General features: G+C 64.3%; 26 protein-coding genes. 8 read left to right on the forward strand and 18 right to left on the reverse strand.

Translation table 11 applies throughout. The features are described 5' to 3' along the window. Positions 1 to 445 precede the first annotated feature (445 nt). The 4 genes from LXM88_RS16925 to LXM88_RS16940 all read left to right on the forward strand — a co-directional run bounded on the left by LXM88_RS16925 (position 446) and on the right by LXM88_RS16940 (position 4,254). Positions 446 to 1,663, forward strand: coding sequence for a DUF2863 family protein (locus LXM88_RS16925; RefSeq protein ID WP_047898586.1), 1,218 nt, complete (start codon positions 446 to 448; stop codon positions 1,661 to 1,663). A gap of 212 nt (positions 1,664 to 1,875) precedes the next feature. Then, positions 1,876 to 2,712, forward strand: a complete 837-nt coding sequence (locus LXM88_RS16930) for a response regulator transcription factor (protein WP_262534645.1) — start codon at positions 1,876 to 1,878, stop codon at positions 2,710 to 2,712. Positions 2,713 to 2,786: 74 nt separating this feature from the next. Next, positions 2,787 to 3,461, forward strand: a complete 675-nt coding sequence (locus LXM88_RS16935; protein WP_262534647.1) for an energy-coupling factor ABC transporter permease — start codon at positions 2,787 to 2,789, stop codon at positions 3,459 to 3,461. A 139-nt stretch (positions 3,462 to 3,600) separates the two neighbouring features. Further along, a complete protein-coding gene (locus tag LXM88_RS16940; protein WP_262534649.1) occupies positions 3,601 to 4,254 on the forward strand; it encodes a BspC domain-containing protein in 654 nt (217 codons plus the stop codon). A gap of 82 nt (positions 4,255 to 4,336) precedes the next feature. Here the strand turns inward: LXM88_RS16940 and LXM88_RS16945 are convergent, their stop codons facing one another. Both LXM88_RS16945 and yaaA read right to left on the reverse strand, forming a co-directional pair. Then, positions 4,337 to 5,491, reverse strand: a complete 1,155-nt coding sequence (locus LXM88_RS16945; RefSeq protein WP_262534651.1) for a M14 family metallopeptidase — start codon at positions 5,489 to 5,491, stop codon at positions 4,337 to 4,339. A gap of 186 nt (positions 5,492 to 5,677) precedes the next feature. Continuing rightward, a complete protein-coding gene (yaaA, locus tag LXM88_RS16950) occupies positions 5,678 to 6,460 on the reverse strand; it encodes a peroxide stress protein YaaA (protein ID WP_174418245.1) in 783 nt (260 codons plus the stop codon). A gap of 57 nt (positions 6,461 to 6,517) precedes the next feature. Here yaaA and LXM88_RS16955 point away from each other — a divergent pair, with 57 nt between their 5' ends. Beyond that, positions 6,518 to 7,015, forward strand: a complete 498-nt coding sequence (locus tag LXM88_RS16955; protein WP_262534655.1) for a putative toxin-antitoxin system toxin component, PIN family — start codon at positions 6,518 to 6,520, stop codon at positions 7,013 to 7,015. A gap of 33 nt (positions 7,016 to 7,048) precedes the next feature. Then, positions 7,049 to 8,221, forward strand: coding sequence for a pyridoxal phosphate-dependent aminotransferase (locus tag LXM88_RS16960; RefSeq protein WP_262534656.1), 1,173 nt, complete (start codon positions 7,049 to 7,051; stop codon positions 8,219 to 8,221). Between the two features lie 44 nt (positions 8,222 to 8,265). Here LXM88_RS16960 and LXM88_RS16965 read toward each other — a convergent pair whose 3' ends face one another. Further along, the gene (locus LXM88_RS16965) at positions 8,266 to 8,922 is read right to left on the reverse strand and encodes a glutathione S-transferase family protein (protein ID WP_262534657.1); all 657 of its coding nucleotides are present in this window, start codon (positions 8,920 to 8,922) and stop codon (positions 8,266 to 8,268) included. A 202-nt stretch (positions 8,923 to 9,124) separates the two neighbouring features. Here LXM88_RS16965 and LXM88_RS16970 point away from each other — a divergent pair, with 202 nt between their 5' ends. Beyond that, positions 9,125 to 9,916 carry an oxepin-CoA hydrolase, alternative type gene (locus LXM88_RS16970; protein WP_262534658.1) on the forward strand — a complete coding sequence of 264 codons (792 nt, stop codon included), beginning with the start codon at positions 9,125 to 9,127 and terminating at the stop codon, positions 9,914 to 9,916. A 278-nt stretch (positions 9,917 to 10,194) separates the two neighbouring features. After that, entirely contained in the window at positions 10,195 to 10,887 is a 693-nt protein-coding gene (locus LXM88_RS16975) for a glutathione binding-like protein (RefSeq protein WP_262534660.1), read from the forward strand. Between the two features lie 47 nt (positions 10,888 to 10,934). Here the strand turns inward: LXM88_RS16975 and LXM88_RS16980 are convergent, their stop codons facing one another. The 15 genes from LXM88_RS16980 to nuoG form a co-directional block, all read right to left on the reverse strand. Further along, the gene (locus tag LXM88_RS16980; protein WP_262534661.1) at positions 10,935 to 11,411 is read right to left on the reverse strand and encodes a MaoC family dehydratase; all 477 of its coding nucleotides are present in this window, start codon (positions 11,409 to 11,411) and stop codon (positions 10,935 to 10,937) included. Next, entirely contained in the window at positions 11,408 to 11,869 is a 462-nt protein-coding gene (locus tag LXM88_RS16985; RefSeq protein WP_262534662.1) for a MaoC family dehydratase, read from the reverse strand. The genes LXM88_RS16980 and LXM88_RS16985 overlap by 4 nt, the downstream gene beginning before the upstream one ends. A gap of 36 nt (positions 11,870 to 11,905) precedes the next feature. Continuing rightward, positions 11,906 to 13,039, reverse strand: coding sequence for an acyl-CoA dehydrogenase family protein (locus LXM88_RS16990; protein ID WP_262534663.1), 1,134 nt, complete (start codon positions 13,037 to 13,039; stop codon positions 11,906 to 11,908). Between the two features lie 25 nt (positions 13,040 to 13,064). Further along, a complete protein-coding gene (locus LXM88_RS16995) occupies positions 13,065 to 14,261 on the reverse strand; it encodes an acyl-CoA dehydrogenase family protein (RefSeq protein WP_262534664.1) in 1,197 nt (398 codons plus the stop codon). 104 nt (positions 14,262 to 14,365) lie between these two features. After that, positions 14,366 to 14,788, reverse strand: coding sequence for a DUF1178 family protein (locus tag LXM88_RS17000; RefSeq protein WP_006478278.1), 423 nt, complete (start codon positions 14,786 to 14,788; stop codon positions 14,366 to 14,368). Between the two features lie 136 nt (positions 14,789 to 14,924). Continuing rightward, positions 14,925 to 15,515 (reverse strand): NUDIX domain-containing protein, encoded by a 591-nt coding sequence (locus tag LXM88_RS17005; protein WP_262534671.1) that lies wholly within the window; start codon positions 15,513 to 15,515, stop codon positions 14,925 to 14,927. Positions 15,516 to 15,555: 40 nt separating this feature from the next. After that, a complete protein-coding gene (locus LXM88_RS17010; RefSeq protein WP_096471383.1) occupies positions 15,556 to 15,852 on the reverse strand; it encodes a DUF2818 family protein in 297 nt (98 codons plus the stop codon). Next, on the reverse strand, positions 15,852 to 17,306 hold the full coding sequence (nuoN, locus tag LXM88_RS17015) for an NADH-quinone oxidoreductase subunit NuoN (RefSeq protein WP_262542864.1): 1,455 nt from the start codon (positions 17,304 to 17,306) through the stop codon (positions 15,852 to 15,854). The genes LXM88_RS17010 and nuoN overlap by 1 nt, the downstream gene beginning before the upstream one ends. Positions 17,307 to 17,345: 39 nt before the next feature. Continuing rightward, complete coding sequence (locus LXM88_RS17020) at positions 17,346 to 18,836, reverse strand: NADH-quinone oxidoreductase subunit M (RefSeq protein WP_047898604.1); 1,491 nt, start codon at positions 18,834 to 18,836, stop codon at positions 17,346 to 17,348. An 18-nt stretch (positions 18,837 to 18,854) separates the two neighbouring features. Continuing rightward, the gene (gene nuoL, locus LXM88_RS17025; RefSeq protein WP_262534676.1) at positions 18,855 to 20,909 is read right to left on the reverse strand and encodes an NADH-quinone oxidoreductase subunit L; all 2,055 of its coding nucleotides are present in this window, start codon (positions 20,907 to 20,909) and stop codon (positions 18,855 to 18,857) included. 17 nt (positions 20,910 to 20,926) lie between these two features. Beyond that, positions 20,927 to 21,232 (reverse strand): NADH-quinone oxidoreductase subunit NuoK, encoded by a 306-nt coding sequence (nuoK, locus tag LXM88_RS17030; RefSeq protein ID WP_004185739.1) that lies wholly within the window; start codon positions 21,230 to 21,232, stop codon positions 20,927 to 20,929. Between the two features lie 17 nt (positions 21,233 to 21,249). Then, positions 21,250 to 21,900: an NADH-quinone oxidoreductase subunit J gene (locus LXM88_RS17035; RefSeq protein WP_047898606.1), complete on the reverse strand. Its 651-nt coding sequence runs from the start codon at positions 21,898 to 21,900 to the stop codon at positions 21,250 to 21,252. A 103-nt stretch (positions 21,901 to 22,003) separates the two neighbouring features. Continuing rightward, on the reverse strand, positions 22,004 to 22,492 hold the full coding sequence (nuoI, locus tag LXM88_RS17040; RefSeq protein ID WP_009691265.1) for an NADH-quinone oxidoreductase subunit NuoI: 489 nt from the start codon (positions 22,490 to 22,492) through the stop codon (positions 22,004 to 22,006). Positions 22,493 to 22,504: 12 nt separating this feature from the next. Further along, positions 22,505 to 23,572, reverse strand: a complete 1,068-nt coding sequence (nuoH, locus tag LXM88_RS17045) for an NADH-quinone oxidoreductase subunit NuoH (protein ID WP_047898607.1) — start codon at positions 23,570 to 23,572, stop codon at positions 22,505 to 22,507. Next, positions 23,573 to 25,903 (reverse strand): NADH-quinone oxidoreductase subunit NuoG, encoded by a 2,331-nt coding sequence (nuoG, locus tag LXM88_RS17050; protein WP_262535097.1) that lies wholly within the window; start codon positions 25,901 to 25,903, stop codon positions 23,573 to 23,575. Positions 25,904 to 25,925: the final 22 nt, after the last annotated feature.

Genomic DNA, 25,925 nt, shown 5'->3' on the forward strand with positions numbered 1-25,925 from the left:
TCCGAAGATCAGCTCGCTTCCATCAAGCGCCCACACTTATCGGCTGTTAATTTTTAAAGAGCATTTCTGCGAGGAACATCGTGCTTCTCAGCAGCGCTGCGTTTTCAGCAGCAGAGAAGCGAGATTATGAACCGTGTTTCGCAGATCGTCAACAACTTTTTAACTACTTCGTTGCGACTGCGGGGTCCATCTTCCTGCGCCAGCCGTGCGCGGCAACTGCTGCACACCACCGACTTCGCTTCCCCTCTTCCGCGCCGCGTTTCCGTTAGCGCGAAAGAGGCGTGATTCTATGCACCCCGCGGCAATCGCGCAAGGGGTTCGAAGAAACTTTTTTGCAAGAGCCGCAATTCAGCCGTCCGGCCATGCCAGGGCACGAGACCGCTTATGGTGCAAAGAACGGACTAGAATATGAGGTTCTTCGCCTCTTTCTACATACGTCTTTAATATGCGCCAGCGAATCGCCAAACGCCTCCCCCCCGATGCCGACAAACTGGTTGGTCTGTCGCTTGCGCTCTTCGCCTCGGGTAGCCGCATCGAGGATCGCTTCTGGGAAGCGAAGCTCGACGCGCTGCTCGCCAAGATAGTCCGCAACGGCAACCAGACCACGCTCGACGCAGCGCTCGACCATCTGCAACAGAATCATCCCGACGCCTACGGCGCGCTCGCCGACATGGCCGAGACCCACAGCGAGTCGATGGTGATCGAGCACGACGGCCAGCCATACGATGCGCTGCTGGTTGCCGTCCCGGTTCTCGCATGGACGCGCTACATGATTCCGTCAGGCCCGCTCAAGGGCGACGTTGCCGACGCACTGCGAACGCACCTGCAGGCTCATGTCCTTGCGAACGGCACGCTCGTCGGGCTCGCACCGTTCCTCTACAGCATCGACCAGTTGCCGCGGCATCACGTCGAGACCTACCGCCTTGCCCAGCAGCTCGCACATGCGGCGATCGGCCAGCACACGCCCAAGCTCAGCTTCGGCGACCTGCCCGAAACCTCGCCGATCCTGGCCGACCCGCGCTTCCTGCTCGCCGTCGTCGCCGCGCCCGCCGGTGCGCCGCTGTTCCGCTGGCAGGAAGAAGAAAGCGGCAGCCGGATCGAGCGCGGTCAGTGCCTCGAACAGTGGACGGCCCAGGGCGGCCCGAATCTGTCGATCGCGCTGCCCGGATGCGAGTTCGAGTGCCTGCTTCCGGACGCGTACTACTCCGCCTGCCGCGATGCGGACGAACGCATTCGTCCACACACGGTGCGAACCGCCATTCGTTATCTTTTCGACACACTTGGTACGGCACCGCAGGAGCTGCGCGCGGTGGTCGCCGGCTTCGGTGAACGCCGTATCGACGAGTACCGTGTCGGCTTCACGCGGCGTGCGAGCAACGACGTGATCTATGGCGTCGTATGGCCGCTTTACGGCCGTGAAAACGGCGACGTGTCGATCGACAGCGCGACACTCGAGGGCGAGGCGCCGATCGAAGGACCGCTCGAGGAAATCGTGAGCCTGCTGAAGGAATGCGGCGTAACCGACGTCCGCCGGCACGCGGGCCGCTTCGAACCCGAATACTGCGATGACTGCGGCGTACCGCTCTACGCAGATCCGCTCGGCGAAATCGTCCATGCGGAAATGCCGGAAGACGCATCGCCTGCCCAGCCGCACTTCCACTGACCTCTCGCAGCAGGCCCGAACGGCCTGCCCGCCCGAAGCCGCTCCCGGTTCCCGCCGGAGCGGCTTTTTTCTTGCCCGATATTCCGTCGCCGAAAATTTCGGACTTTTCCTAAGCCTTTCAGCCAAGCAGACATCGTGTAAGGTCTTTGTCATTATCTGGACCAACGCATACCCGACAGCAGATCAATGACTCACCCTTATGGAGGTTGAATATGCGGTTCCTGGTGCTCAATTCAGACGCCGAGCGGCGTGACGGACTGAAGGCCCTGTTGCGGCAGATCGACCGTCACGCCAGCATCAACGATGCGCCCGATGGATTCCAGGCGCGCCGGCTGCTGCGCACCCAGCGTTTCGACCTCGTCGCGATCGACTGGCTGGACGTCGGCCGGCTGAGCGAACTGCAGGCACTCTGCAGCGCCTGCTCGCCAACGCCCGCAGCCGTGCTGATCGACGAAGCCTCGCCGGAAGCCATCCAGCGCTTCTTCAACTATGGTGTCGCAGGCGTAATCCCGCATTCCACGCGGCCGCACCTGATCGTACGCGCGCTCGAGATGGTGCTGCTGGGCGGGCACTACATCCCGCCGATCGCCCTCCGCCTGCTGCCCTCCGTCGCTGCGGCGCGCCACGAGGCTCATTTCCAGACGCTCGCCGGAGCGCTGCCCCGCCGCCCCCCGAGCGGCCTGTTGTCGCCGAGGCAAGCGCAGATCATGCGCTTCGTCCACATGGGCAGCACGAACAAGATGATTGCCCGTACGCTCGGCATCAGCGAGGGCACCGTGAAAATTCACCTCGCCAGCATCTTCCAGCAGCTTGGCGCCGTCAACCGCGCCGCCGCGGTCGCGATCTACAACGGCTGGCTGTCGCCGCACCTCGAAGTGCTGCTGGCGAACCGCAACCGCGCCCGCAAGCCGCCCATCGGCGAACGCAGCCCGGTTCCACTGCGCACGAAACGGAACGATCATCCGTACCCGTTGCCTGCCGCGCATGCCGGCACGCAGGACCTGCCGCTCGCCGCCGAACCGCGGGCACGGTTCCGGCGCGAGCGCTAGCAGACAGTCTCGATATTGCGACGGTCGACATGTGCGGATTCCCACCTTTGATGCTCAACGAGTAATATGAACGCATGGGTTTTCTTTTCACACCGCTTCCGCTCTGGGTTGGCATCGGTGGCTGGATCGCCGCCGTGGCCCTGCTCGCGCTCGCGCTCTGGAATCGTCCCTTCGTGCGCCTCCAGGACGCCACACTCCAGCACGTGTGGCTCGCGCTCGTCACCGCAATTGCGGTCCTCTGGGCCTCGAATGCGTGGCTCGATGATGGCATCGTCATGCATCTGCTTGGCGCAACGCTGCTCGTCACGCTGTTCGACTGGACGCTCGCGCTGATTGCGATGGGCGCCGTCACGGCGGTTGCCGCGATCATCTTCGACGCGCCGTGGCAGGGCATCGGCCTGACCTATCTGATCTACGGTGCGCTGCCTGTCGCCGTGTCGGCGTTGCTGCAGCGCGCCGCGCTCGCACGGCTGCCGCACAACCTCGCGTCGTTCATCATCGGCCAGGGATTCCTGTCACCGGCCATTGCGATCATCGCGGTCGCCGCTGCGGCAGCCGGCGTCCAGCTCGCCCTCGCGGATGGCGTGCCTGTCGTGATTCCTGCCGGCTATCTGTTGAACACTGCGCTGCTAGCGCTCGGCGAAGCGTGGTTCACCGGCATGGCGACGGCACTCATCGCCGTCTATCGCCCTGCGTGGGTCACGACCTTCGACGTCCGGCGCTATCGCCTCGGCGGCCCACGCGCCTGAAATTCATTCGGATCGGGGCATCGTCAGTACGTGCCAGCGGCATCTTCCGCAGCGCGGGAGAATAGGCCATCTACTGTCGCACAACTTTTTTACGCTAAGATTGAACTCCTGTTCTTCATCGGGCATCTATACGTGCCCGATGTCTCTTTCGCTCCTCACCAATAACCAGATGGACAGCTCACCTGCCTCGCTCCGGATTCTCCGGGCGCTCGGCAAGCTGGCAGCCTGTGTCGCGGGCCTGTCGCTTGCGCTTCCGACACCGGTATTCGCCGACCTGCTCGACCAGCGCTCCGAACTGATCAACAAATTCGTCAACGAAATGCATGCCGATCCGCTCGCGGCCGATTGTGCGGCGCACGGCAGCTTCATCGCCAGCACGTCGTCGGCCTTCGACCGCGTCGACTTCGCGCCGAACACATTCGACAGCGGCAACGCAACGATCACGCCGTGGAACGACTCGTTCGACCAGGGCAAGCAGCGCGTGAAGGTCGACAATATCGTCACGGTCGACGGACTCGGCGTCCACAGCGACGGCAGCGACCCGACACCGCTGAAATTCCGTTGCGGCTATGTCGGCCAGCAAATGCTCGCGTTCAGCTGGAACGACCCCGTTCCGCCGCTGAAGCCGCGCGTCGAGCGCTCCACGTCCTCGACGAAGAAGTTCAAGGGCAAATCGCACCGAGGCAAGGCAAAGGCGAAGGCATCGGGCCGCACCGGCAAGAAGGCCGTCGCAACGAAGAAATCCGGCAGCCAGACGAAAGCCGTGAAGAAGAAAACCGCGAAGAAGTCCTGATCCGACGCAGCGGCAACGACAGAAGCAAAAAAGCCGGGGCATCCAGAGATGCCCCGGCTTTTTTCATGCGACGACGATACGCTTACGCGAACGTGTCGGCGTGTACCAGGATCGCGGCCAGCATCGCTGCGCCGAGCGCTGCACTGCGCTCTCCGTTCCAGCCGACACGCTCGTCGGGCAGGTTCGCGTTGTCCTTGAACGGCATCTCGAGCGTCAGCGACAGGCAGCCGAACTGGTGGCCGATGTACTTCGACGCGAGCTTGAGCGCGTCCTCCTTGTACTTGCTCGCTGCATAGCCATGCTCGGTCTGGAAGTCCGGGCTCGCGACCTTGAACGCGTCGATGAATGCGGTCTGCTCCTTGCCCTGCTGCTCGGTAAAGCTCGGCAGCATTTCCGAACCGGCAACGAACACGTACGGCAGATCCTCGTCACCGTGAATGTCGAAGAACATGTCGCAACCGATCGCGTGGATCGCATCGCGCACGGCCAGCACCTCGGGACTGCGCTCCGCATCGGGCGTCATCCATTCGCGGTTCAGGTTCGCCCCTGCCGCATTGGTGCGCAGGTTGCCGTGCACGCTGCCGTCCGGATTCATGTTCGGGACGATGTAGAACGTCGCGCGATCGTAGAGCTTGCGCGCGACCGGATCACCGGCCCAGTCGCCCCATCCGGCCAGCCGCTTGACGAGGCCTTCGACGAACCACTCGGCCATCGTCTCGCCCGGATGCTGGCGCGCGATGATCCACACCTTCTTCTTCGGCACGCCGTCGGTTTCCGGCGTGCCGAGCGTCAGCAGCGACATCGGGCGGCCTTCGACCGTGCGGCCGAGCTCGACGACGCTCGCCTGCGGCAACTGCTGGACCGCGCCGAGAAATGCGGCGTGACGCTCTTCCGAGTACGGTTCGAAATACGCGTAGTAGATGCTGTCGAACTCCGGCGTATGGTCGATGGTCATCGTCTTGCCGTCGAACGTCGTCGGCACGCGGAACCAGTCGACCCGGTCGTAGCTCGCCACCGCGCTGTAATTGCGCCAGCCGGACGGATATGCACATTCGGCCGCGTTCTCGAACGTCATCACGCACCGCTCGCCGCGCGCGCCCGTCAAGCGGTAGTAATACCACTGCGCGAATTCCGAGCGGCTGTCGCCGCGCACGCGCAGCCGAATCGCATCGGGGCTGTCGCACGACACGACGTCGATTGCGCCTGCGTCGAAATTGCTGGTGATCGAAAGGGTCATCTGTCTCTCCTGTGTCGACCGGAGTTAGTGCTTCAGCACTTACTCCGGTCCCATGCAAAGCTGTCGACCGGAGTTAGTGCTTCAGCACTTACTCCGGTCCCATGCAAAGCTGTCGACCGGAACGGGCGGTGTGTCGCCTGCCCGGCCTCATGCATGCGCCGGCCATCTCGTGAACGGCCGGCATGGTCACTCGCCGACTCGCCGGCGATATACGTAAGTCGAATCGTTCGACGCAGCCGCGTCGAACGCATAGCCTTCCGTCGCGAATTCCTTCAACGCCTTCGGCTCGGTAATACGGTTCTCGACGATAAAGCGCGCCATCAGGCCACGCGCACGCTTCGCATGGAAGCTGATGATCTTGTAGCGGCCGCCCTTCCAGTCTTCGAACACCGGCGTGATGACGGGTGCGGCCAGCAGCTTCGGCTTGACCGACTTGAAGTACTCGGTCGACGCGCAGTTGACCAGCACGCGCGCCGCGCCGCTGCGCGTCTCGAGCTGCTCGTTCAGCGCCCGCGTGATGCGATCGCCCCAGAACGCGTACAGATCCTTGCCGCGCGCGTTCGCGAAGCGTGTGCCCATCTCGAGCCGGTACGGCTGCAGCAGGTCGAGCGGGCGCAGCAGCCCGTACAGGCCCGACAGTACGCGCACATGCTGCTGCGCATAGTCGAGATCGGCGGACGACAGGGATTTCGCGTCGAATCCTTCGTAGACGTCGCCGTTGAACGCGAGCACGGCCTGTTTCGCATTGGCCGGCGTAAAGGTCGGCGACCAGTCCGCGTAGCGCTGGAAGTTCAGGCGCGCGAGCGGATCGGAGATATCCATCAGCGTCGCAATATCCTGCGGCGACAGCTTGCGCAGGCCGTCGATCAGCTCGGACGCGTCGTCGACGAATGCAGGCTTCGTGTAAGACTGGACGTGCGCGGGCGTATCGTAGTCGAGGGATTTGGCGGGAGAGAGAACGATTATCATAGAGGCTCGCTGGCACGCCGTGCCTTGCGGTCAGACGAAAACCACCGATTGTAACGAATGACCAGCTCCCTCGCCCCGCTCGCCGCGCACCGCGTCGTGCTCGACTCGAACGTCTGGATCGACATCCTCGTATTCGACGACCCCGCTACGCGCCCGATTCGGGCGGCTCTGGAACGCGGCGCGCTTGCCGCCGTGATCGACAGCCGCTGCCTGACCGAACTCGAGTACGTGCTCGATTATCCGCAGTTCCAGACGCGCGCGATCGACAAGGCCGCCGCGCTCGCGACCGTCGCACGCCTCGCGAGCCTCGTCGAGCCGCCGCCCGTCGACGCCGACGCGCCGCCGCTGCCGAAGTGCAAGGACCGCGACGACCAGAAGTTTCTCGAACTCGCCCGCGCCGCGCAGGCCGAGTGGCTCGTCTCGAAAGACCGCGCGCTGCTGAAGCTCGCGAAGCGCACCGCACGCGACTTCGGCTTCCGGATCGCGCAACCCGCGCCGTTTGCCGAGGCCTGTGCGCTCGACGCCGCACCGACCACCACTGCCACGCCGGCCTGACGCACGCGGCGGCACCCGATTTCGACCGTATCGATGAACGCTCCTTCAGACATGCCCACGACTCCCGTTTTCCCCTCGCGCCTGCCGAACGTCGGCACGACGATCTTCACGATCATGAGCGCGCTTGCCGCCGAAAAAGGCGCCGTGAACCTCGGCCAGGGCTTCCCGGATTTCGATTGCGATCCGCGCATCGTCGACGCGGTCGCGACCGCGATGCGCAACGGGCACAACCAGTATCCGCCGATGGCCGGTGTCGCACCGCTGCGCGAAGCGATCGCCGACAAGATCGCGCACGTCTACGGCCGGCGCTACGATCCGGCCACCGAGATCACGGTGACTGCCGGCGCGACGCAGGCGCTACTGACGGCAATCCTGTGCGCGGTGCATCCGGGCGACGAAGTGATCGTCGTCGAACCGACCTATGACAGCTATCTGCCGTCGATCGAACTCGCAGGCGGCAAGCCGGTATTCGTCACGCTGGAGGCGCCCGACTACGCGATCCCGTTCGACCGTCTCGCAGCCGCGATCACGCCGAAAACGCGCATGATCCTGATCAACACGCCGCATAACCCGACGGGTACCGTGTGGCGCGAGGCGGACATGCGCAAGCTCGAAGAGATCGTGCGCGGCACCAACGTGCTGATCCTGTCGGATGAGGTCTACGAGCACATGGTCTACGACGGCGCGCGCCACGAGAGCGTCGCGCGCTATCCGGAACTCGCCGCACGCAGCTTCATCGTGTCGAGCTTCGGCAAGACCTATCACGTGACGGGCTGGAAGGTCGGCTATGTCGCGGCGCCTGCCGCGCTGACCGCGGAATTCCGCAAGGTCCACCAGTTCAACGTATTCACGGTGAATACGCCGATGCAGATCGGGCTCGCCGATTACCTGAGCGACCCGGCACCGTACCTGTCGCTCGCCGGCTTCTACCAGAAGAAGCGCGACTTCTTCCGCGCCGGCCTCGAGCGCACGCGCTTCAAGCTGCTGCCGTGCACCGGCACGTACTTCCAGTGTGTCGATTACTCGGCGATCAGCGACCTGCCCGAAGCGGAATTCTCGCAGTGGCTCACGTCGGAGATCGGCGTGGCCGCCATTCCCGTGTCGGCGTTCTATCACGAGCCGCACGAATCGGGAGTCGTACGTTTCTGCTTCGCGAAGCAGGAAAGCACGCTCGCATCCGCACTCGAACGGCTCGCTCGCCTGTAACTCCCGCGCGGGCGGCCACGCGCCGCCCGGCCGGAGAATCGCGCTCAGGAACGCGCGGCGCTCGTCGCCTCGACATACGCCTTGCGTTCGGCCGCGACGCGCTGCGCGGCAGCACGCTCACCGACCTTCTTCGCGTGAGCCTTCCAGTCGATGCCCGCATCGAGCAGGAAATCGCGTCCGAACACGGCCTTCGTCGCCATCCCGATGACCGGCAGATGGATCGATGCAGCGATGTCCGCGAGGCTGAACGACGCGCCGAGCACATACGGCGAAAACTGCGTCATCTGCTTGAACGCATCGATCGCACGCGGCAGGCGCTTCTCGACGTGCGCCTTCATCCCGTCGCTGACCTTGCCGCCGAAAAACGCTTCCGTATAGACCTCGCGCGCCATCCATTCGAGATACAACTCGAGCGTTTCGACCAGTTCGCGCACCTTCGCCGCCGCGAACGGCTCCGCCGGAAAAATGGCTTTCTCGGGATAGCGCGCCGCCAGGTACTCGATGATTACCTGCGACTCGAACAGCGCGCCCTCTTCGGTCCTCAGGAACGGAATCTTGCCGAGCGGAGAATCGGCGAGCTGGGCCGGATCGCTGATCGGCAAACCGCACACCGACTCTTCGAACGGGATGTCGTGCTCGAGCAGGACGAACTTCACCTTGTTGTAATAGTTGGACAACGGAATACCGCACAGCTGTAGCATCGGAGTCTCCTTCCTTGCGGGAGCGCGGCCGCAACGACGCCGGCCGCATCGGGATTCGTCGCGCTGAAAAGCACGTTCGTGCTAGTCTAAAGCAAGTTTTGCGTTCGTCACGACAACATTACATCCGCTGTGGCAGCAGTGCTGCCTGTCCACACGACACGCGCGGCGCCGCAGCGTCGCCATCCGATGGAGACACGCTCGCATGAGTGCTGAACTGCTGGCCTCGCGTCCGCCCGAGAGCGATTCGACGCTCGTCCTCACGCTATCCAATCCCGGCGCGCGCAACGCGCTGCATCCCGACATGTACGCGGCCGGTGTCGAAGCGCTCGCGACTGCCGAGCGCGATCCCGGGATTCGCGCGGTCGTGCTGACGGGCGCAGATCGCTTCTTCTGCGCAGGCGGCAACCTGAACCGGCTGCTCGACAACCGCTCGAAGGATCCGTCCTGTCAGGCCGACAGCATCGATCAGCTCGGCGCATGGGTGACGGCGATTCGCGAATCGACCAAGCCGGTGATCGCGGCGGTCGAAGGCGCCGCGGCCGGCGCGGGCTTCTCGCTCGCGCTGGCGTGCGACCTGATCGTCGCCGCGCACGACGCGAAGTTCGTGATGTCGTACGCGCGCGTGGGCCTGACGCCCGATGGCGGCGGTTCGTGGTTCCTCGCGCGCGCGCTGCCGCGTGCGATCGCGGCCGAGATCCTGTTCGAAGGCAAGCCGGTCGCGGCCGAACGCCTGCATGCGCTCGGCGTGGTCAACCGGCTCGCCGTGCCCGGCGCAGCGTTGACCGACGCGCTGGAATGGGCCGACGCACTCGCCGGCATCTCGCCGAACGCACTCACGCGCATCAAGTCGCTGCTCGACGACGCGACAACGCAGCCGCTCGAACCGCATCTCGGCACCGAGCGCGACCATTTCGTCGCGTCGCTGCATCATGCGGACGGGCTCGAAGGCATCACCGCCTTTCTCGAGAAACGCCAGCCCCGCTACAAGCGCTGATCCGCCTCGGCCGACGAGGGTCGTCCGGCGACGATCGCACCGGCGCCGGACGCCGGACGTCGCGCACACGTGTTGGCGGAACTTGCGTGGCAGTACGCACGAAAAGTACGTCGGCGTAACGCGCGCGCAACATCGGCGACGATCTCCCGCTCGGCCGTGCGTACACCTCCGCACGCACGTTTCCGTCGCCAGCAGCCCGCGTTGATCCATGCTCTAATGGCCGCCTGTCGCGGCGCGCTGCCTGCGCCGTTTTCGCGCATGCAACCAAGGAGTTGACGATGATCGACGTCTATAGCTGGGCGACCCCGAACGGCCACAAGGTGCACATCATGCTCGAGGAAACGGGCCTCGCCTATCGTGCCCTTCCGGTCGATATCGGCGCGGGCGACCAGTTCAAGCCCGAATTCCTGAAGATCAGCCCGAACAACAAGATCCCGGCGATCGTCGATCCGGAAGGTCCCGGCGCCAAGCCGATCTCGCTGTTCGAATCGGGCGCGATCCTGATCTACCTCGCGGAGAAGACCGGCAAGTTCCTGCCGACCGATCCGGCCGCGCGCTATGCGACGCTCGAGTGGCTGATGTTCCAGATGGGCGGTGTCGGCCCGATGCTCGGGCAGGCGCACCACTTCCGGCTGTACGCGCCGGAGAAGATCGAGTACGCGGTCAACCGCTACACGAACGAAGCGAAGCGCCTGTACAACGTGATGGACAAACGCCTCGGCGAATCCGAATATCTCGCGGGCGACGCGTACACGATTGCAGACATAGCGACGTTCCCGTGGACGCGCTCGTGGCAAAACCAGGGCATCGTGCTCGACGAACTGCCGAACGTGAAGCGCTGGCACGAGGCGATCGCCGCACGACCAGCCGTGCAGCGCGGCGTCGAAGTGCTCGCGTCGATGCGCAAGGCGCTGCAGGACGACAAGGCACGCGAGGTGCTGTTCGGCGCGACGCAATACGCGAAGCACTGACACGCACGTGACGGGCGGTGCGGCATCCGTGCATGCCGCACCGCGCTTCAGAAGTAATGCAGCGTGATGAATTCCGCCGCACAGACCAGCAGCGGCGCGTCGGTACGTTCAGCCTGCATCGACACCGACCACGTCACCTGCACGCCGCCCTGCGCGGCCTCGGCGGTTTCCTTCACCGCGAACAGTGCGCGCACGCGCGCACCGACCGGCACCGGCTTCAGGAACCGCACGCGGTTCAGTCCGTAGTTCACGCCCATCTTCTGCTCGAAGCGCATCGCGTCGGTCATCAACGCAGGAATCAGCGACAGCGTCAGGAACCCGTGCGCGATCGGCCCGCCGAACGGCGAATCGCGCCGCGCGCGTTCGGGATCGATGTGAATCCATTGATGATCGCCGGTCGCGTCGGCGAAGCCGTCGACACGTTGCTGGTCGATCGCGACCCAGCCGCTCGCGAGCGACTCCTCGCCGACCCGCGCGTGCAGCGCCTGCGCCGATGCGATCAGCGGCAATGTCACGTCGGTCATGCGTTCGGGCCTCCCGGATGGCGCAGCCCGAAGATCACCTTGGTGTGCACGGTGATCACCGTCTCGCCGCCGCCGTTCACGCCGATCCACTCCGTCGACACGATGCCGCGATCGGGCTTGCTCTCCGAAACACGCTTGTCGTGGACCTTCTGGTACATCGTGATCGTGTCGCCGGAACGCACCGGCTTCAGCCAGCGGATCGAGTCGATGCCGGGCGAGCCCATGCTGGTCGAGTCCGACCCGAGCTTCTTGATGAGCAGGCTCATGAACACCGAACACGTATGCCAGCCGCTCGCGACGAGCCCGCCGAAATGCGATGCTTTCCCGGCTTCCTCGTCGAGGTGAAACGGCTGCGGGTCATAGCGTTGCGCGAACGCCTTGATGTCGTCGGACTCGAACGTGTAGCGGCCCACTTCGGTGGTACTGCCGACCACCAGGTCTTCGTAACTGATGCCCACTCTGTGTCTCCTTGTTGGCGTACTCGCGCGTCGCATTCACGCCGCGTCGGCCTGCGCGAAATCGGGCAGCGCCGCGATGCGGGCAAGATGATGATCGGTGTCGCCGAGCGTCGTCTCGATGATCGACAGCCGCTTGAACAGGTGTGCGGCGGCGACCTCGTTGGTCACACCCATGCCGCCGTGCAACTGGACGGCCTGCTGGCCGACGAAGCGTGCTGCCGCGCCGACGCGCGCTTTGGCGGCCGATACGGCCTTGCGTCGCGCATCGGCATCGCCGCTCGCGTAGCGCACCGCGGCCAGATAGGTCAGCGAACGCGCCTGCTCGGCATGGATCAGCATGTCGACCATCCGGTGCTGCAGCGCCTGGAAACGCGCAATCGGCACGCCGAACTGTTCGCGCGTCTTCGTGTATTCGACCGTCGCGCGATTCAGTTCGTCGAGCGCGCCGACCGCTTCCGCGCACAGCAGGAACGTTGCGTAATCGGCAATCTGCTCGAGCGCCGCCGCGTCGCGCGCGCCGCCCGTCAGCAGTCGGGCCGGCGTTTCGTTGAACTCGATCGTCGCCGCGCGCTGGCCGTCGATCGTCCGGTAGTCGACCACCTTCGCGGTCGCCGCATCGTGTTCGACGACAAAGAGGCCGATGCCGCCACCGTCGACGCGCGCAGGCACGATCCACGCGTGCGCCTGTGCGCCGTACTGGACGACCGACTTGGTGCCGGTCAGCCGGTAGATGCCGCCCTGCTCGCGTGCAAGCGTATCGAGTTCGAACAGGTCGTAGCACGCATGCGGTTCGTGGAACGCGACCGCCAGCCGCTTCTGCCCCTGCGCAACCGCCTCCAGCAGCGCGGCATCGTCGCCTGCGCCGGAGCCGGCGATGCGCAATGCCTCGACGCCGACCGCCGTGGCCCCGTACGGCTCGATCACGAGCGCGCGGCCGAGCTCCTGCATCACAACCAGCATGTCGACCGGGCCGCCGCCGAAACCGCCCTGTGCGTCCGGCACGGGCAACGCGGTCAACCCCAGTTCGACGAACGCGCTCCATTGCGTGTCCGACACGCCCGTATCGCTGTGCACGATGGACTGGCGCGCATCGAAACCGTATTGCTCGTCGAGATAACGGCGCAGCGCGTCGGCGAACTGCCGCTGCTCATCGGTAAAGCTGAAATCCATGGTCGTCTCCGCTCCCGTTCCCTGATCACAGACCCAGAATCATCTGCGCGATGATGTTCTTCTGGATCTCGTTCGAACCGCCGTAGATCGACGTCTTCCGGTAATTGAAGTAGTACGCGGCAAGCGGCGCCGCATCGTCGTCGCCGGCGATGCTGTGCTCGCGCTGGCCGTTGAGGAACGGTACGTCGAACGGCGCGGCGAGCGGGCCGATCGCGTCGAACATCAGCTCGGTGAGCGCCTGCTGCACTTCGGTGCCCTTGATCTTCAGCATCGACGCCTCGGGGCCCGGCCCCTTGCCGCTCGTCTCGCGGCTGACGACGCGCAGCACCGTCACCTCGAGCGCCATCAGCTCGACTTCGAGCGCCGCGACCTTCGCGGCGAACACCGGGTCGGCGAGCAGCGGCTTGCCGTTCTTGCGCTGGTTCGACGCCACGCGCTTCAGGAACGCGAGTTCGCGCTTCGACGCGCCGACACGTGCGATGCCGGTGCGCTCATGACCAAGCAGGTATTTGGCGTAGGTCCAGCCGCGGTTCTCGTCGCCGACGAGATTCTCGACCGGCACCTTCACGTCCTCGAAGAACACCTCGTTGACCTCGTGGTCTTCGTCGAGCGTGATGATCGGACGCACCGTGATGCCGGGCGTCTTCATGTCGATCAGCAGGAACGAGATGCCCTCCTGCTTCTTCGCGGCCGGATCGGTGCGCACGAGGCAGAACATCATGTCCGCGTACTGGCCGAGCGTCGTCCAGGTCTTCTGGCCGTTGACGACGTAGTGGTCGCCGTGGCGCTCGGCGCGCGTGCGCAACGACGCGAGGTCGGACCCGGAACCCGGCTCCGAGTAACCCTGGCACCACCAGTCTGAGCCGTCGAGAATGCGCGGCAGATAGTGGCGTTTCTGCGCTTCGCTGCCGTATTTCATCAGCACCGGCGCGACCATCGACACGCCGAACGGCAGCACGGTCGGCGCACCGATCCGCGCGCACTCCTCATCCCAGATGTGCCGCTGCGTCGCGTTCCAGCCGGGGCCGCCGTATTCTGCCGGCCACGCAGGCGCGGACCAGCCGCGCTGGCCGAGAATCCGGTGCCAGCTCGCGAAATCCTCGCGGTCGAGTCGCTTGTGATCGAGTACTTTGGCGCGCAGTGCGTGAGGCAGGTTGGCCTCGAGCCAGGCGCGGACGTCGACGCGGAACGCGTCGTCGGCGGGGGAATAATCCAGATCCATGCGCAGTGTCTCCTGTCGAACGGAGTTAGCGCTTTAGCGGTTACTCCGGTCCCATGCAAACGCAGTCCGCGGCCGTCCGGCCCGGCAAGGACCCACTGCGTACGTCATTGCAGCGGTTCTTTCAGCGCGGCGGGAATCGGCAGCGGCATCACGTCGATGCCTTCTTCGACCAAGGATTGCGCATCTTCCGGCGTCGTGACGCCACGGATGCTGCGTGCGGGCGCCTCGTTGTAATGGATGCGCCGCGCTTCCTCGGCGAAGCGCTCGCCCACGTTCTCGGTCTTCTCCAGCACCTCGCGCAGCGCGCGCATCACCTGCGCCTGCAGCGCACGCGGATCGGCCGGCTGCGCCTGCGTCGCGCCCGACAGGTTCAGGCGCGGCGCCGACGGCAGACGGTTGACCTCGGTCGTCCCGCACACCGGACATTCGACCAGCTTGCGGGACAACTGCGCTTCGAATTCATCGGCGGAAGCGAACCAGCCTTCGAACCGATGACCGTGCGGGCACTGTAAATCGAGGACCTTCATGCTGAATCAGGGCGTGTGACGAGTGTAGCGCAAAAAGCGCTTTTGTGAACGATCGTGCTAAATCCCGATCGAGCGACGCGAAGGCGCCGCGTCATTGGATTGTAACGCGGCGCCCCACCCGCCGCTGACGCCACGCTCAGGGCGTCAGGACCGGCCCGAGCGGCCAGGTGCCGGACAGCACCTTGTCGAGCCACATCGTGCCGATGATCGTCTTGACGTCGGAGATCTGGCCCGTGCGCACCCATTCCTGCAGGTCGGCTTGCGTGGCGATGAAGGTTTCGAGGAATTCGCCTTCGTCGAGCTTGCGCTCGCCGGCCGTCAGCCCGCGCGCGAGGTACAGGTCGATGAATTCGGTCGAATAGGAAATGATCGGATGAATGCGGGCCAGGAACACGTATTCGCGCGCCGTGTAACCCGTTTCTTCGCGCAGTTCGCGTATCGCGCACGCAAGCGCGCCTTCGTTCGGATCGAGCTTGCCGGCCGGGAATTCGGCCATCACCTTGCCGATCGGGTAGCGGTACTGGCTTTCCATCAGCACGCGGCCGTCGTCGAACAGCGGGATCACCATCACCGCGCCCGGGTGCTGGACGTATTCGCGCGTGGCCTTTTTGCCGTCCGGCAAGCGAACGGTATCGCGCTTGAGCTTGAGGAACGAGCCTTCGAAAATCGCCTCGCTTTCGAGGCAGGTTTCGGTCAGTGCGGCGTCGTGATTGGGTAGTTCGGCCATCGGCGGCTCCAAGATTGAGCGCGACGGACGGCCGAAGCCGTCAGCGTCGTTTGACGAGATACTGGAATGTGAAGCCGGGAAACGCGAACACGATGAAAAGACTGAACGTGATCGCGTAAAACTGCCAGCCCTGTTCGAAGCGGTTGCCGGCGCGCGACTCGAGCCAGAAGCCGAGCGCGCCGACGATGAAGTACAGCACGATCAGCTCGCCGATCCGCACCCACGCACTCTTCTTCGCCGTGCCGAACGGCACGACGGCGAAGAGGCGTTGGTTCAGGAACGGCAGGTTGGCGCACACGAGCGCCAACAGCACGATAAACCAGCCGGCTGCCGACATTACAGCGGCAGCGTGTGACGGATCGCCTGCAGGCAGGCCGTCAGCAGCGGGCTCGGGATCAGGCCGAGCACGACGACCGCGAGGCCGTTCAGCACGAGGATCGTGCGCTTGCAGATATCGCCCGAGATCGGCGTCGAATCCTGCGGTGCATCGAAGTACATCAGCTTCACGATACGCAGGTAATAGAACGCGCCGAACAGCGACGTGATCACGGCCAGCACGGCCAGCCACGTGAGGCCCGCGTTGACGGTTGCCTCGAGCACGGCGAGCTTCGCGTAGAAGCCGACGGTCGGCGGGATGCCTGCCAGCGAGAACATCATGACCATCATCACGAACGCGAACACCGGGCTGCGCTTGTTGAGGCCCTTGAAGTCGTCGATCGTTTCCGCTTCGAAGTCGCGGCGCGCGAGCAGCATCACCACGCCGAACGAGCCGAGCGTCGTGATCAGGTAGACGATCGCGTAGAACATCGCCGAGCTGTATGCGTTCGCCGGTGCCGCCGCGTCGCCCTTCACGATGCCCGCCAGCAGGCCGAGCAGCACGAAGCCCATGTTCGAGATCGCCGAGTACGCGAGCATCCGCTTGATGTTGCGCTGGACGATACCGGTGATGTTACCGACGATCAGCGACAGCGCGGCGAGGATCACCAGCGCGGTCTGCCAGTTCTGTGCGAGCGGCAGCAGGCCCATCACCAGGAAACGCAGGCCCCACGCGAACGCGGCAACCTTCGGGCCGCCGCCGACGAACAGCGTCATCGCGGTCGGTGCGCCCTGGTAGACGTCCGGCACCCACATATGGAACGGCACGGCGCCGAGCTTGAACGCGATACCGGCGACGATGAAGATCACGCCGAACATCAGCACGGCTGCGTCGGTGTTGCCGCCGACCGCCTTGTACACCTCGCCCAGCTCGAGCGAGCCGGTCGCACCGTAGAGCATCGAGATGCCGTACAGCACGAAGCCCGACGCGAGCGCGCCCAGCACGTAGTACTTCATCGCGGCTTCGCTCGACTGCGGGGCGTCGCGGCGCAGCGCGATGACCGCATACAGCGACAGCGACATCAGTTCGAGGCCGAGGTACAGCGTCAGGAAGTTGTTGCCCGACACCATGACCAGCTGCCCGAGCAGCGAGAACATGCCGAGCAGGAACACGTCGCCGCGGAACATGTCGCGATCTTCGAGGTACTTGCGCGAATAAACGAGCGAGACCGCGAAACCGAACGACACGACAGCCTTCATCATGCTCGCGAACGAGTCGACGACGACCATCTTCGAGAAGAAGTAGTACTGCTGCGGGTCGAGTGCCTGCACCGCGAACCACACGCCGGCGACGACCGACGATACGACCGCGATCAGATAGGTCAGGCGGCGGCCGGAAGCACCTGTAAAGGTGTCGTTCAGCCATGCGACGACGATGGCGGCCATCACCAGCGCGTCAGGCAACAGGACATTCATAGGGGCGTTTTGCATGATCTTGAGTTCCTCCGCTCGCGATTACTGGGCCAGCGGCAGCTTGGACTGCGCGACGTGGGAGAGGAGGTTTTCCACGGAAACGTGCATCACGTCCGTGAAAGGCTTCGGATACAGGCCCATCAGCATCGTGAACGCGGCAAGCACGGCCAGCATCAGGAATTCGCGACGGCCGATGTCCTTCAGCTTGGCGACGTGATCGTTCGCGACCGCGCCGAAGTACACGCGCTTGTACATCCACAGCGTGTATGCAGCGCCGAGGATCAGCGTGAATGCCGCGCCGAATGCGATCCAGAAGTTGTACTGGACAGCCGCGAGAATCACCATGAACTCGCCGACGAAACCCGACGTACCCGGCAGGCCGCAGTTGGCCATCGAGAACAGCATCGCGAATGCCGCGAACTTCGGCATCACGTTGACGACGCCGCCGTAATCGGCGATCTCGCGCGAGTGCACGCGGTCGTACAGCACGCCGATGCACAGGAACATCGCGCCCGACACGAAGCCGTGCGAGATCATCTGGATGATCGCGCCTTCGACGCCGAGCTGGTTGAAGATGAAGAAGCCGAGCGTGACGAAACCCATGTGCGCGATCGACGAATACGCGACCAGCTTCTTCATGTCGGCCTGCACCATCGCGACGAGGCCGATGTAGATCACTGCGATCAGCGACAGCGTGATCACGACCGGCGCCAGGAAGTGGCTCGCGTCAGGCGTGATCGGCAGCGAGAAGCGCAGGAAACCGTACGCGCCGAGCTTCAGCATGATCGCGGCCAGCACGACCGAACCGCCCGTCGGCGCTTCCACGTGCGCGTCCGGCAGCCAGGTGTGCACCGGCCACATCGGCACCTTCACCGCGAACGCAAGGAAGAACGCGATGAACAGCAGGATCTGTGGCGTCATCGCGATCTTCGCGTTCTGCCACGTCGCGAGGTCGAACGAGTGCGTCTCCGTGTACAGGTAGATCAGCGCGACCAGCATCAGCAGCGAGCCGGCCAGCGTGTACAGGAAGAACTTGAACGCCGCATACACGCGGTTCGGGCCGCCCCACACGCCGATGATGATGTACATCGGGATCAGGGTCGCCTCGAAGAACACGTAGAACAGCAGGCCGTCGGCCGCCGAGAACACGCCGATCATGATCCCGGACAGGATCAGGAATGCCGCGAGGTACTGCGACACGTGCTCGGTGATCACTTCCCAGCCCGCGATCACGACGATCACGGTGATGAGCGCGGTCAGCACGACGAACCACATCGAGATGCCGTCGACGCCGAGGTGATACGAGATGTTGAAGCGCTCGATCCACGTCGACTGCTCGACGAACTGCAGCGCGGCCGTGCTCGCGTCGAAGCCGGTGACGAGCGGAATCGTCACGGCGAGGCCGAGCAGCGAGCCGATCAGCGCGAGCCAGCGCGCCGGCCCCGGATTTTTGTCGTTACCCACCGCGAGCACGAGGAGGCCGAAAACGATCGGCAGCCAGATCGCGGTACTGAGAATCGGAAAAGCGTGCATTGTTCTTGTCCCCTCGCCTTATTTGCCGCCGAGCGTTACAAACAGGGTCAGGAGCCCCAGCATGCCGATGATCATGGCGAACGCGTAGTGATAGATGTAACCAGATTGGAGGAAGCGGATCACGCTGGCGAACCAGCCGATGAACCGGGCGCTGCCGTTGACGAGGCCGTCGATCACCACGACATCGCCCTCTTTCCACAGGCCGCGGCCGATCGCGACCGAGCCCTTGGCAAACACCACCTCGTTGATCTTGTCCATGTAGTACTTGTTGTCGAGCAGCGTGTAGATCGGGCCGAACGCGCGGCGGATCACGGCAGGCAGCTCAGGACGCTTCAGGTACAGGAACCACGCGACCACGACGCCGGCGATTGCGAGCCACAACGGCAGCGTCGTCAGCGAGTGCAGGCCCATCGCGGCCCAGCCGTGGAATTCCTTGCCCAGCTCTTCGAGGCCCGGGTGGTTTTCGCCGATGAAGATCACCTTGTCGAATGCCACGCCATGTTCGAAGAAGCTGCCGTACAGCATCGGGCCGATCGCGATCGCACCGACGATGACCGACGGAATCGCGAGCAGCACGAGCGGCAGCCACACGACCCACGGGGTCTCGTGCGGTTCGTGCGCGTGGTCGTCGTGACCATGGCCGTGGCCGTGATCGTCGTGACCGTGCGCGGCCGCCATGCCCATCGGCGATTCAGGATGCTTCGGGTTGCGGAAGCGTTCTTCGCCGTGGAACACGAGGAAGTACATGCGGAACGAGTACAGCGCCGTGACGAACACGCTCGCGACCACTGCGAAGTACGCGAAGCCCGAACCCGCGAGATGCGATTCCTTCACGGCCTCGATGATCGAATCCTTCGAGTAGAAGCCCGAGAAGAACGGCGTGCCGATCAGTGCGAGCGAGCCGATCAGCGACGTGATCCACGTGATCGGCATGTACTTGCGCAGGCCGCCCATGTTGCGGATGTCCTGGTCGTGGTGCATGCCGATGATCACCGAGCCCGCGGCGAGGAACAGCAGCGCCTTGAAGAACGCGTGCGTCATCAGGTGGAACAGCGCGACCGGGTACGCGGACACGCCGAGCGCGACCGTCATGTAGCCGAGCTGCGACAGCGTCGAATACGCGACCACGCGCTTGATGTCGTTCTGGATGATGCCGAGGAAGCCCATGAACAGCGCCGTGATCGCGCCGATCACCGTGACGAACGACAGCGCGGTGTCCGACAGCTCGAACAGCGGCGACATGCGCGACACCATGAAGATGCCGGCCGTCACCATCGTCGCCGCGTGAATCAGCGCCGAGATCGGGGTCGGGCCTTCCATCGAGTCCGGCAGCCACACGTGCAGCGGGAACTGTGCCGATTTACCCATCGCGCCGATGAACAGGCAGATACAGGCGACGGTCAGCAGGCCCCAGTCGGTGCCCGGGAAGTGCAGGCTCGCGAGCTCCGCGCGCTTCGCGAACACTTCGCCGTAGTTCATCGAGCCGGCGAATGCGAGCAGCAGGCCGATGCCGAGCAGGAAGCCGAAGTCGCCCACGCGGTTCACGAGGAACGCCTTCATGTTCGCGTAGATCGCGCTCTCACGCGTGAAGTAGAAGCCGATCAGCAGGTACGACACCAGACCCACCGCTTCCCAGCCGAAGAACAGCTGCAGGAAGTTGTTGCTCATCACGAGCATCAGCATCGAGAACGTGAACAGCGAGATGTACGAGAAGAAGCGCTGGTAGCCGTCTTCTTCCGACATGTAGCCGATCGTGTAGATGTGCACCATCAGCGACACGAAGGTCACGACGACCATCATCATCGCGGTCATCGAATCGACGAGGAAGCCGACTTCGAGCTTCAGCGAGCCGACCCGCATCCATTCGTAGATGGTCGCGTTGAAGCTCGCGCCGCCCATCACGTCGACGAAGACTTTCGCCGACAGGAGGAACGCGATCATTACGCCGAGGATCGTGATCCGGTGTGCGCCCTTGCGCCCGACTGCGTTCCCGAACAGCCCCGCAATCAGCGAGCCGGCCAGCGGAGCGAGCGGAATCGCCAGCAGCAGGTTTTCATTGAGTGTCGTTGACATAACAGCGTTGCCTGAAATTAACCTTTGAGCTGATCGAGATCCTCGACATTGATCGTGTCGAGCTTACGGAACAGGGTCACCAGAATCGCGAGGCCGATCGCGGCTTCCGCTGCGGCGACCGTCAGCACGAAGAACACGAAGATCTGGCCGTGCACATCGCCGAGGTAGTGCGAGAACGCGACGAAGTTGGTATTCACCGCCAGCAGCATCAGTTCGATCGCCATCAGGATGATGATGATGTTGCGGCGGTTCAGGAAGATCCCGACGATCGCGATCGCAAAGAGGATCGCGCCGAGCACGAGGTAGTGAGCAAGAGTCAACATGGTTTTCTTTCCTCCGCTTAGCCGTTGTTGCTCGTACCGGCTTCGCTCTGCGCCGTTTCCGGCTGCGGCTTTTCCGCTTCCATCTTCACGAGGCGCACGCGATCGTTGCGGCGCACCTTGACCTGATCCGACACGCGCTGGCGCTTGCTGTCCTTGCCCTTGCGCTCGGTCAGCCCGATCGCGGCAATGATCGCGACCAGCAGCACGAGGCCGGCGATTTCAAACGCGAAGATGTAGTCGGTGTAGATCACCTTGCCGATCAGTCGCGTGTTCGACCAGTTGGCCATCTCGCCCGTCGCCATCGCATGCACCGTCTGCGTGTCGCCGTAGCCGCGCCACAGGATCAGCGCAGTCTCGATCACGATGATCGCGCCGACCACGGTCGCCATCGGTACGAAACGCTTGAAGTCGCGGCGCAGGTAATCGATGTTGATGTCCAGCATCATCACGACGAACAGGAACAGCACCATCACGGCGCCCACGTACACCAGCACCAGCAGGATCGCGAGGAACTCGGCTTCCAGCAGCATCCAGATCGCGGCGGCATTGAAGAACGCCAGCACAAGGAAAAGCGCAGACGCCACCGGGTTGCGCGAAGTGATCACCTTCAGCCCTGATACCACCAGGAGCAGCGCGAAGATGTAGAACAGTACGGTCGTGAATTCCATGATTACCGGTTCATCGTTAGGCCATAGTCAGGCGCGGCTTGCGGGACGCCCGCACCCGTCGCGGCGGCTCGGCCCGTGCTTCGGGCCGGCACTGCAAACACAATCAACGATACGGCGCGTCGGCAGCCTTCGCCGCGGCGATGTCCTTCTCGTAGCGATCGCCCACCGCGAGCAGCATTTCCTTCGTGAAATACAGGTCGCCGCGCTTTTCGCCGTGGTACTCGAGAATCTGCGTCTCGACGATCGAATCGACCGGGCAGCTCTCTTCGCAGAAACCGCAGAAGATGCACTTCGTCAGGTCGATGTCGTAGCGCGTCGTGCGGCGCGTGTTGTCCGCGCGCGTTTCCGATTCGATCGTGATCGCCATTGCGGGGCACACGGCCTCGCACAGCTTGCACGCGATGCAGCGCTCTTCGCCGTTCTCGTAGCGGCGCAGCGCATGCAGCCCGCGGAAACGCGGCGAGATCGGGGTCTTCTCTTCCGGGAACTGCACGGTGAACTTGCGCTTGAACGTGTAACGACCGGTCAGCGCGAGCCCCTTCAGCAGCTCGGTCAGGAAGAAGGTCTTAAAGAAGTGTTGGATTGCCGTCATGATTTCGTCCGATTACTTCACCCAGATGTTGAGCGGCGACATCATCCAGAAGCCGACCACGACCACCCAGATCACCGTGACGGGCAGGAACACCTTCCAGCCCAGACGCATGATCTGGTCGTAACGGTAGCGCGGGAACGTCGCGCGGACCCAGATGAACACCGACAGCAGTGCGAAGACCTTCAGCACCAGCCAGAAGATGCCCGGAATGAACGACAGGAACTCGAACGGTGCATCCCAGCCACCGAGGAACAGCGTCGCAGCCAGCGCCGAGATCACGATCATGTTGATGTACTCGGCGAGGAAGAACAGCGCGAACGCCATGCCCGAGTAATCGATCATGTGACCCGCGACGATCTCCGACTCCCCTTCCACCACGTCGAACGGGTGACGGTTCGTTTCGGCGATGCCCGAGATGAAGTAGACGACGAACGCCGGCAGAAGCGGCAGCCAGTTCCACGACAGGAAGTTCACGCCGTGGCCCGCGAAGAAGCCGTGCTGCTGCGAGTTGACGATCTCCGACATGTTCAGGCTGCCGGCCGTCATCAGCACGAGCACCAGCGCGAAGCCCATCGAGATTTCGTACGAGACCATCTGCGCCGCGGCGCGCATCGCACCGAGGAACGCGTACTTCGAGTTCGACGCCCAGCCCGCGAGAATCACCGCGTACACGCCGATCGACGAGATCGCCATCGCGTACAACAGGCCCGCGTTGATGTTCGCGAGCACGGCCTTGGCCTGGAACGGGATCACGGCCCACACCGCGAACGCCGGCACGACGGTCATGACCGGCGCGATCAGGTACAGCCAGCGGCTGGCGGCGCTCGGCTGAATGACTTCCTTCAGCAGCAGCTTCAGCACGTCGGCGATCGGCTGCAGCAAGCCGCCGGGGCCGACGCGGTTCGGACCGAGACGCACGTGCATCCAGCCGATCAGCTTGCGTTCCCACAGAATCAGGTACGCGACGCACAGCAGGATGACGACGGAGACGACGAGGATGCGCACGATTGCCCACACCGTCGGCCACGCAAAGCCGAGAAGCTGGGCTCCGCCCGCGTTGATCGTATCGAACAAGCTCATTTACGCCTTCTCCACCACCAGTTCACCGGACAGGCTGCCGAGCGCTGCGCCGGCAAGCGTCGCCGCCGACACGCGAACGACCGTCTCCGCAAGATTCGCGTCGCGCACGGCCGGCAACTGCACCGCACGCTCGCCCTGGCGCACGCGCACGGCGTCGCCTTCCTTCAAGCCCAGCTTGTCGAACAGCGCGGCCGGCAGGGCTGCGGCATTCGCCGCCTTCGCGGCGGCCGTCAGGTGCAGCGCACCTGCGCGGCGCACGAGCGCGTCGGCGTGATAGATCGGTACATCGGCCAGGCGCTCGAAGCCGCCGTTCGCGGCATTCGCCGCGACTCGTGCCGGCGCGACCGACGTCTGGTTCGACAGTCGGCTCGCGACGCCTGCGTCGCCGAGCGCGGCGACACGCACTTCTTCCGCCGTCTCGTATTCGAAATTCGGCAGGCCGAGCAGGCTGCCGAGCACGCGCAGCACCTTCCACGCCGGACGCGTGTCGCCGAGCGGGCGCACGACGCCGTTGAAGCTCTGCACGGTGCCTTCCGCGTTGACGAACGTGCCGGCCGTTTCCGTGAACGGCGCAACCGGCAGCAGCACATCGGCGTAGTCGAGGCCGTGCTTGAACGGCGACATCACGACGACCATCTCCGCCTGGTTCAGCGCGGCAAGCGCCTGCGCCGGATCGGCGGTGTCGAATTCCGGTTCGACGTTCAGCAGCACGTAGCCCTTGCGCGGTTGCGCGAACGCTTCGCGCGCATTCAGGCCGCCTTCGCCCGGCAGCGCGCCGACGACGTGCGCGCCGACCGTGTTCGCCGCTTCCGTCAGGAAGCCGAACGTGGCGCCGGTGTTGTCGGCGATCCATTGGGCGACCGCGTGCAGCTTCGCGAATTCCGGATGGCGGACCGCGACGTTGCCGAGCAGCACCGCGCGGCGTTCGCCGTTCGCGAGCGACTGCGCGACCGCCTGTGCGGCCGGCGATGCCGCGACGCCTGCGAGCGTATCGGGCAGCGCGACGCCGCGCAGTTGCGCGACGGCCGCGGCGATGCCGGCCAGCTCGTCGAGCCATGCCGACGGCGCGGCGACGATGCGCTGTGCGGTCGGGATCAGTGCGTCGTCACCGGTTGCGTGCAGGAAGTGCAGCTTCGCGCCGTTCTTCGCGGCCTGGCGCAGGCGGGCGGCGAACAGCGGGTGGTCGCGGCGCAGGAACGAACCGACGACGAACGCGGCGTCCACGTTCGACAGGTCGGCGATCGGCAGGCCGAGCCACGGCGCGCCCTGGACCGGTGCCGAGAAATCCTGCTGGCGCAGACGGAAATCGACGTTCGGCGTCTTCAGTTCGTTGGCGAGCTGCTTCACGAGGAACAGCTCTTCAGCGGTGCTGTGCGCGCTCGCGAGCATCGCCAGCGCGTTCGCGCCATGATCCGCGGCGATGCCCTTCAGGCCCTTCGCGACGTATTCGAGCGCGGTCTGCCAGTCGGTTTCGATCCACTGGCCGCCCTGCTTCAGCATCGGCTTCGTCAGGCGCTCTTCGCTGTTGAGGCCTTCGTACGAGAAGCGGTCCTTGTCCGAGATCCAGCATTCGTTGATCGCTTCGTTCTCGAACGGCAGCACGCGCATCACGCGGTTGTTCTTCACCTGCACGACGAGGTTCGCGCCGACGGAATCGTGCGGGCTCACCGACTTGCGGCGCGACAGTTCCCACGTACGGGCGCTGTAGCGGAACGGCTTGCTGGTCAGCGCGCCGACCGGGCACAGGTCGATCATGTTGCCCGACATCTCGGAGTCGACCGTCTTGCCGACGAACGTCGTGATTTCCGAGTGCTCGCCGCGGCCCAGCATGCCGAACTCCATCACGCCGGCGATTTCCTGGCCGAAGCGGACGCAGCGCGTGCAGTGGATGCAGCGCGACATTTCTTCCATCGAGATCAGCGGGCCCACGTTCTTGTGGAACACCACGCGCTTTTCTTCCGAGTAGCGCGACGACGACTTGCCGTAGCCGACCGCCAGATCCTGCAGCTGGCATTCGCCGCCCTGATCGCAGATCGGGCAATCGAGCGGGTGATTGATGAGGAGGAATTCCATCACCGACTGCTGCGCCTTCACAGCCTTGTCGGACTGCGTGTGGACGATCATGCCGGCCGACACGGGCGTCGCGCAGGCAGGCACGGCCTTCGGCATCTTCTCGACTTCGACGAGACACATCCGGCAGTTGGCCGCAACCGACAGTTTCTTGTGATAGCAGAAGTGAGGAATGTACGTATCCGCCTTGTGCGCAGCCTGGATCACCATGCTGCCTTCGGGCACCTCGACCTTCTTGCCGTCTATTTCAAGTTCAACCATGATGGTGAATGGTCCTTAACCT

Origin of the sequence: Burkholderia sp. S-53, assembly GCF_025560745.1 — a bacterium.
GTDB classification, from domain to species: Bacteria; Pseudomonadota; Gammaproteobacteria; order Burkholderiales; family Burkholderiaceae; genus Burkholderia; species Burkholderia pyrrocinia.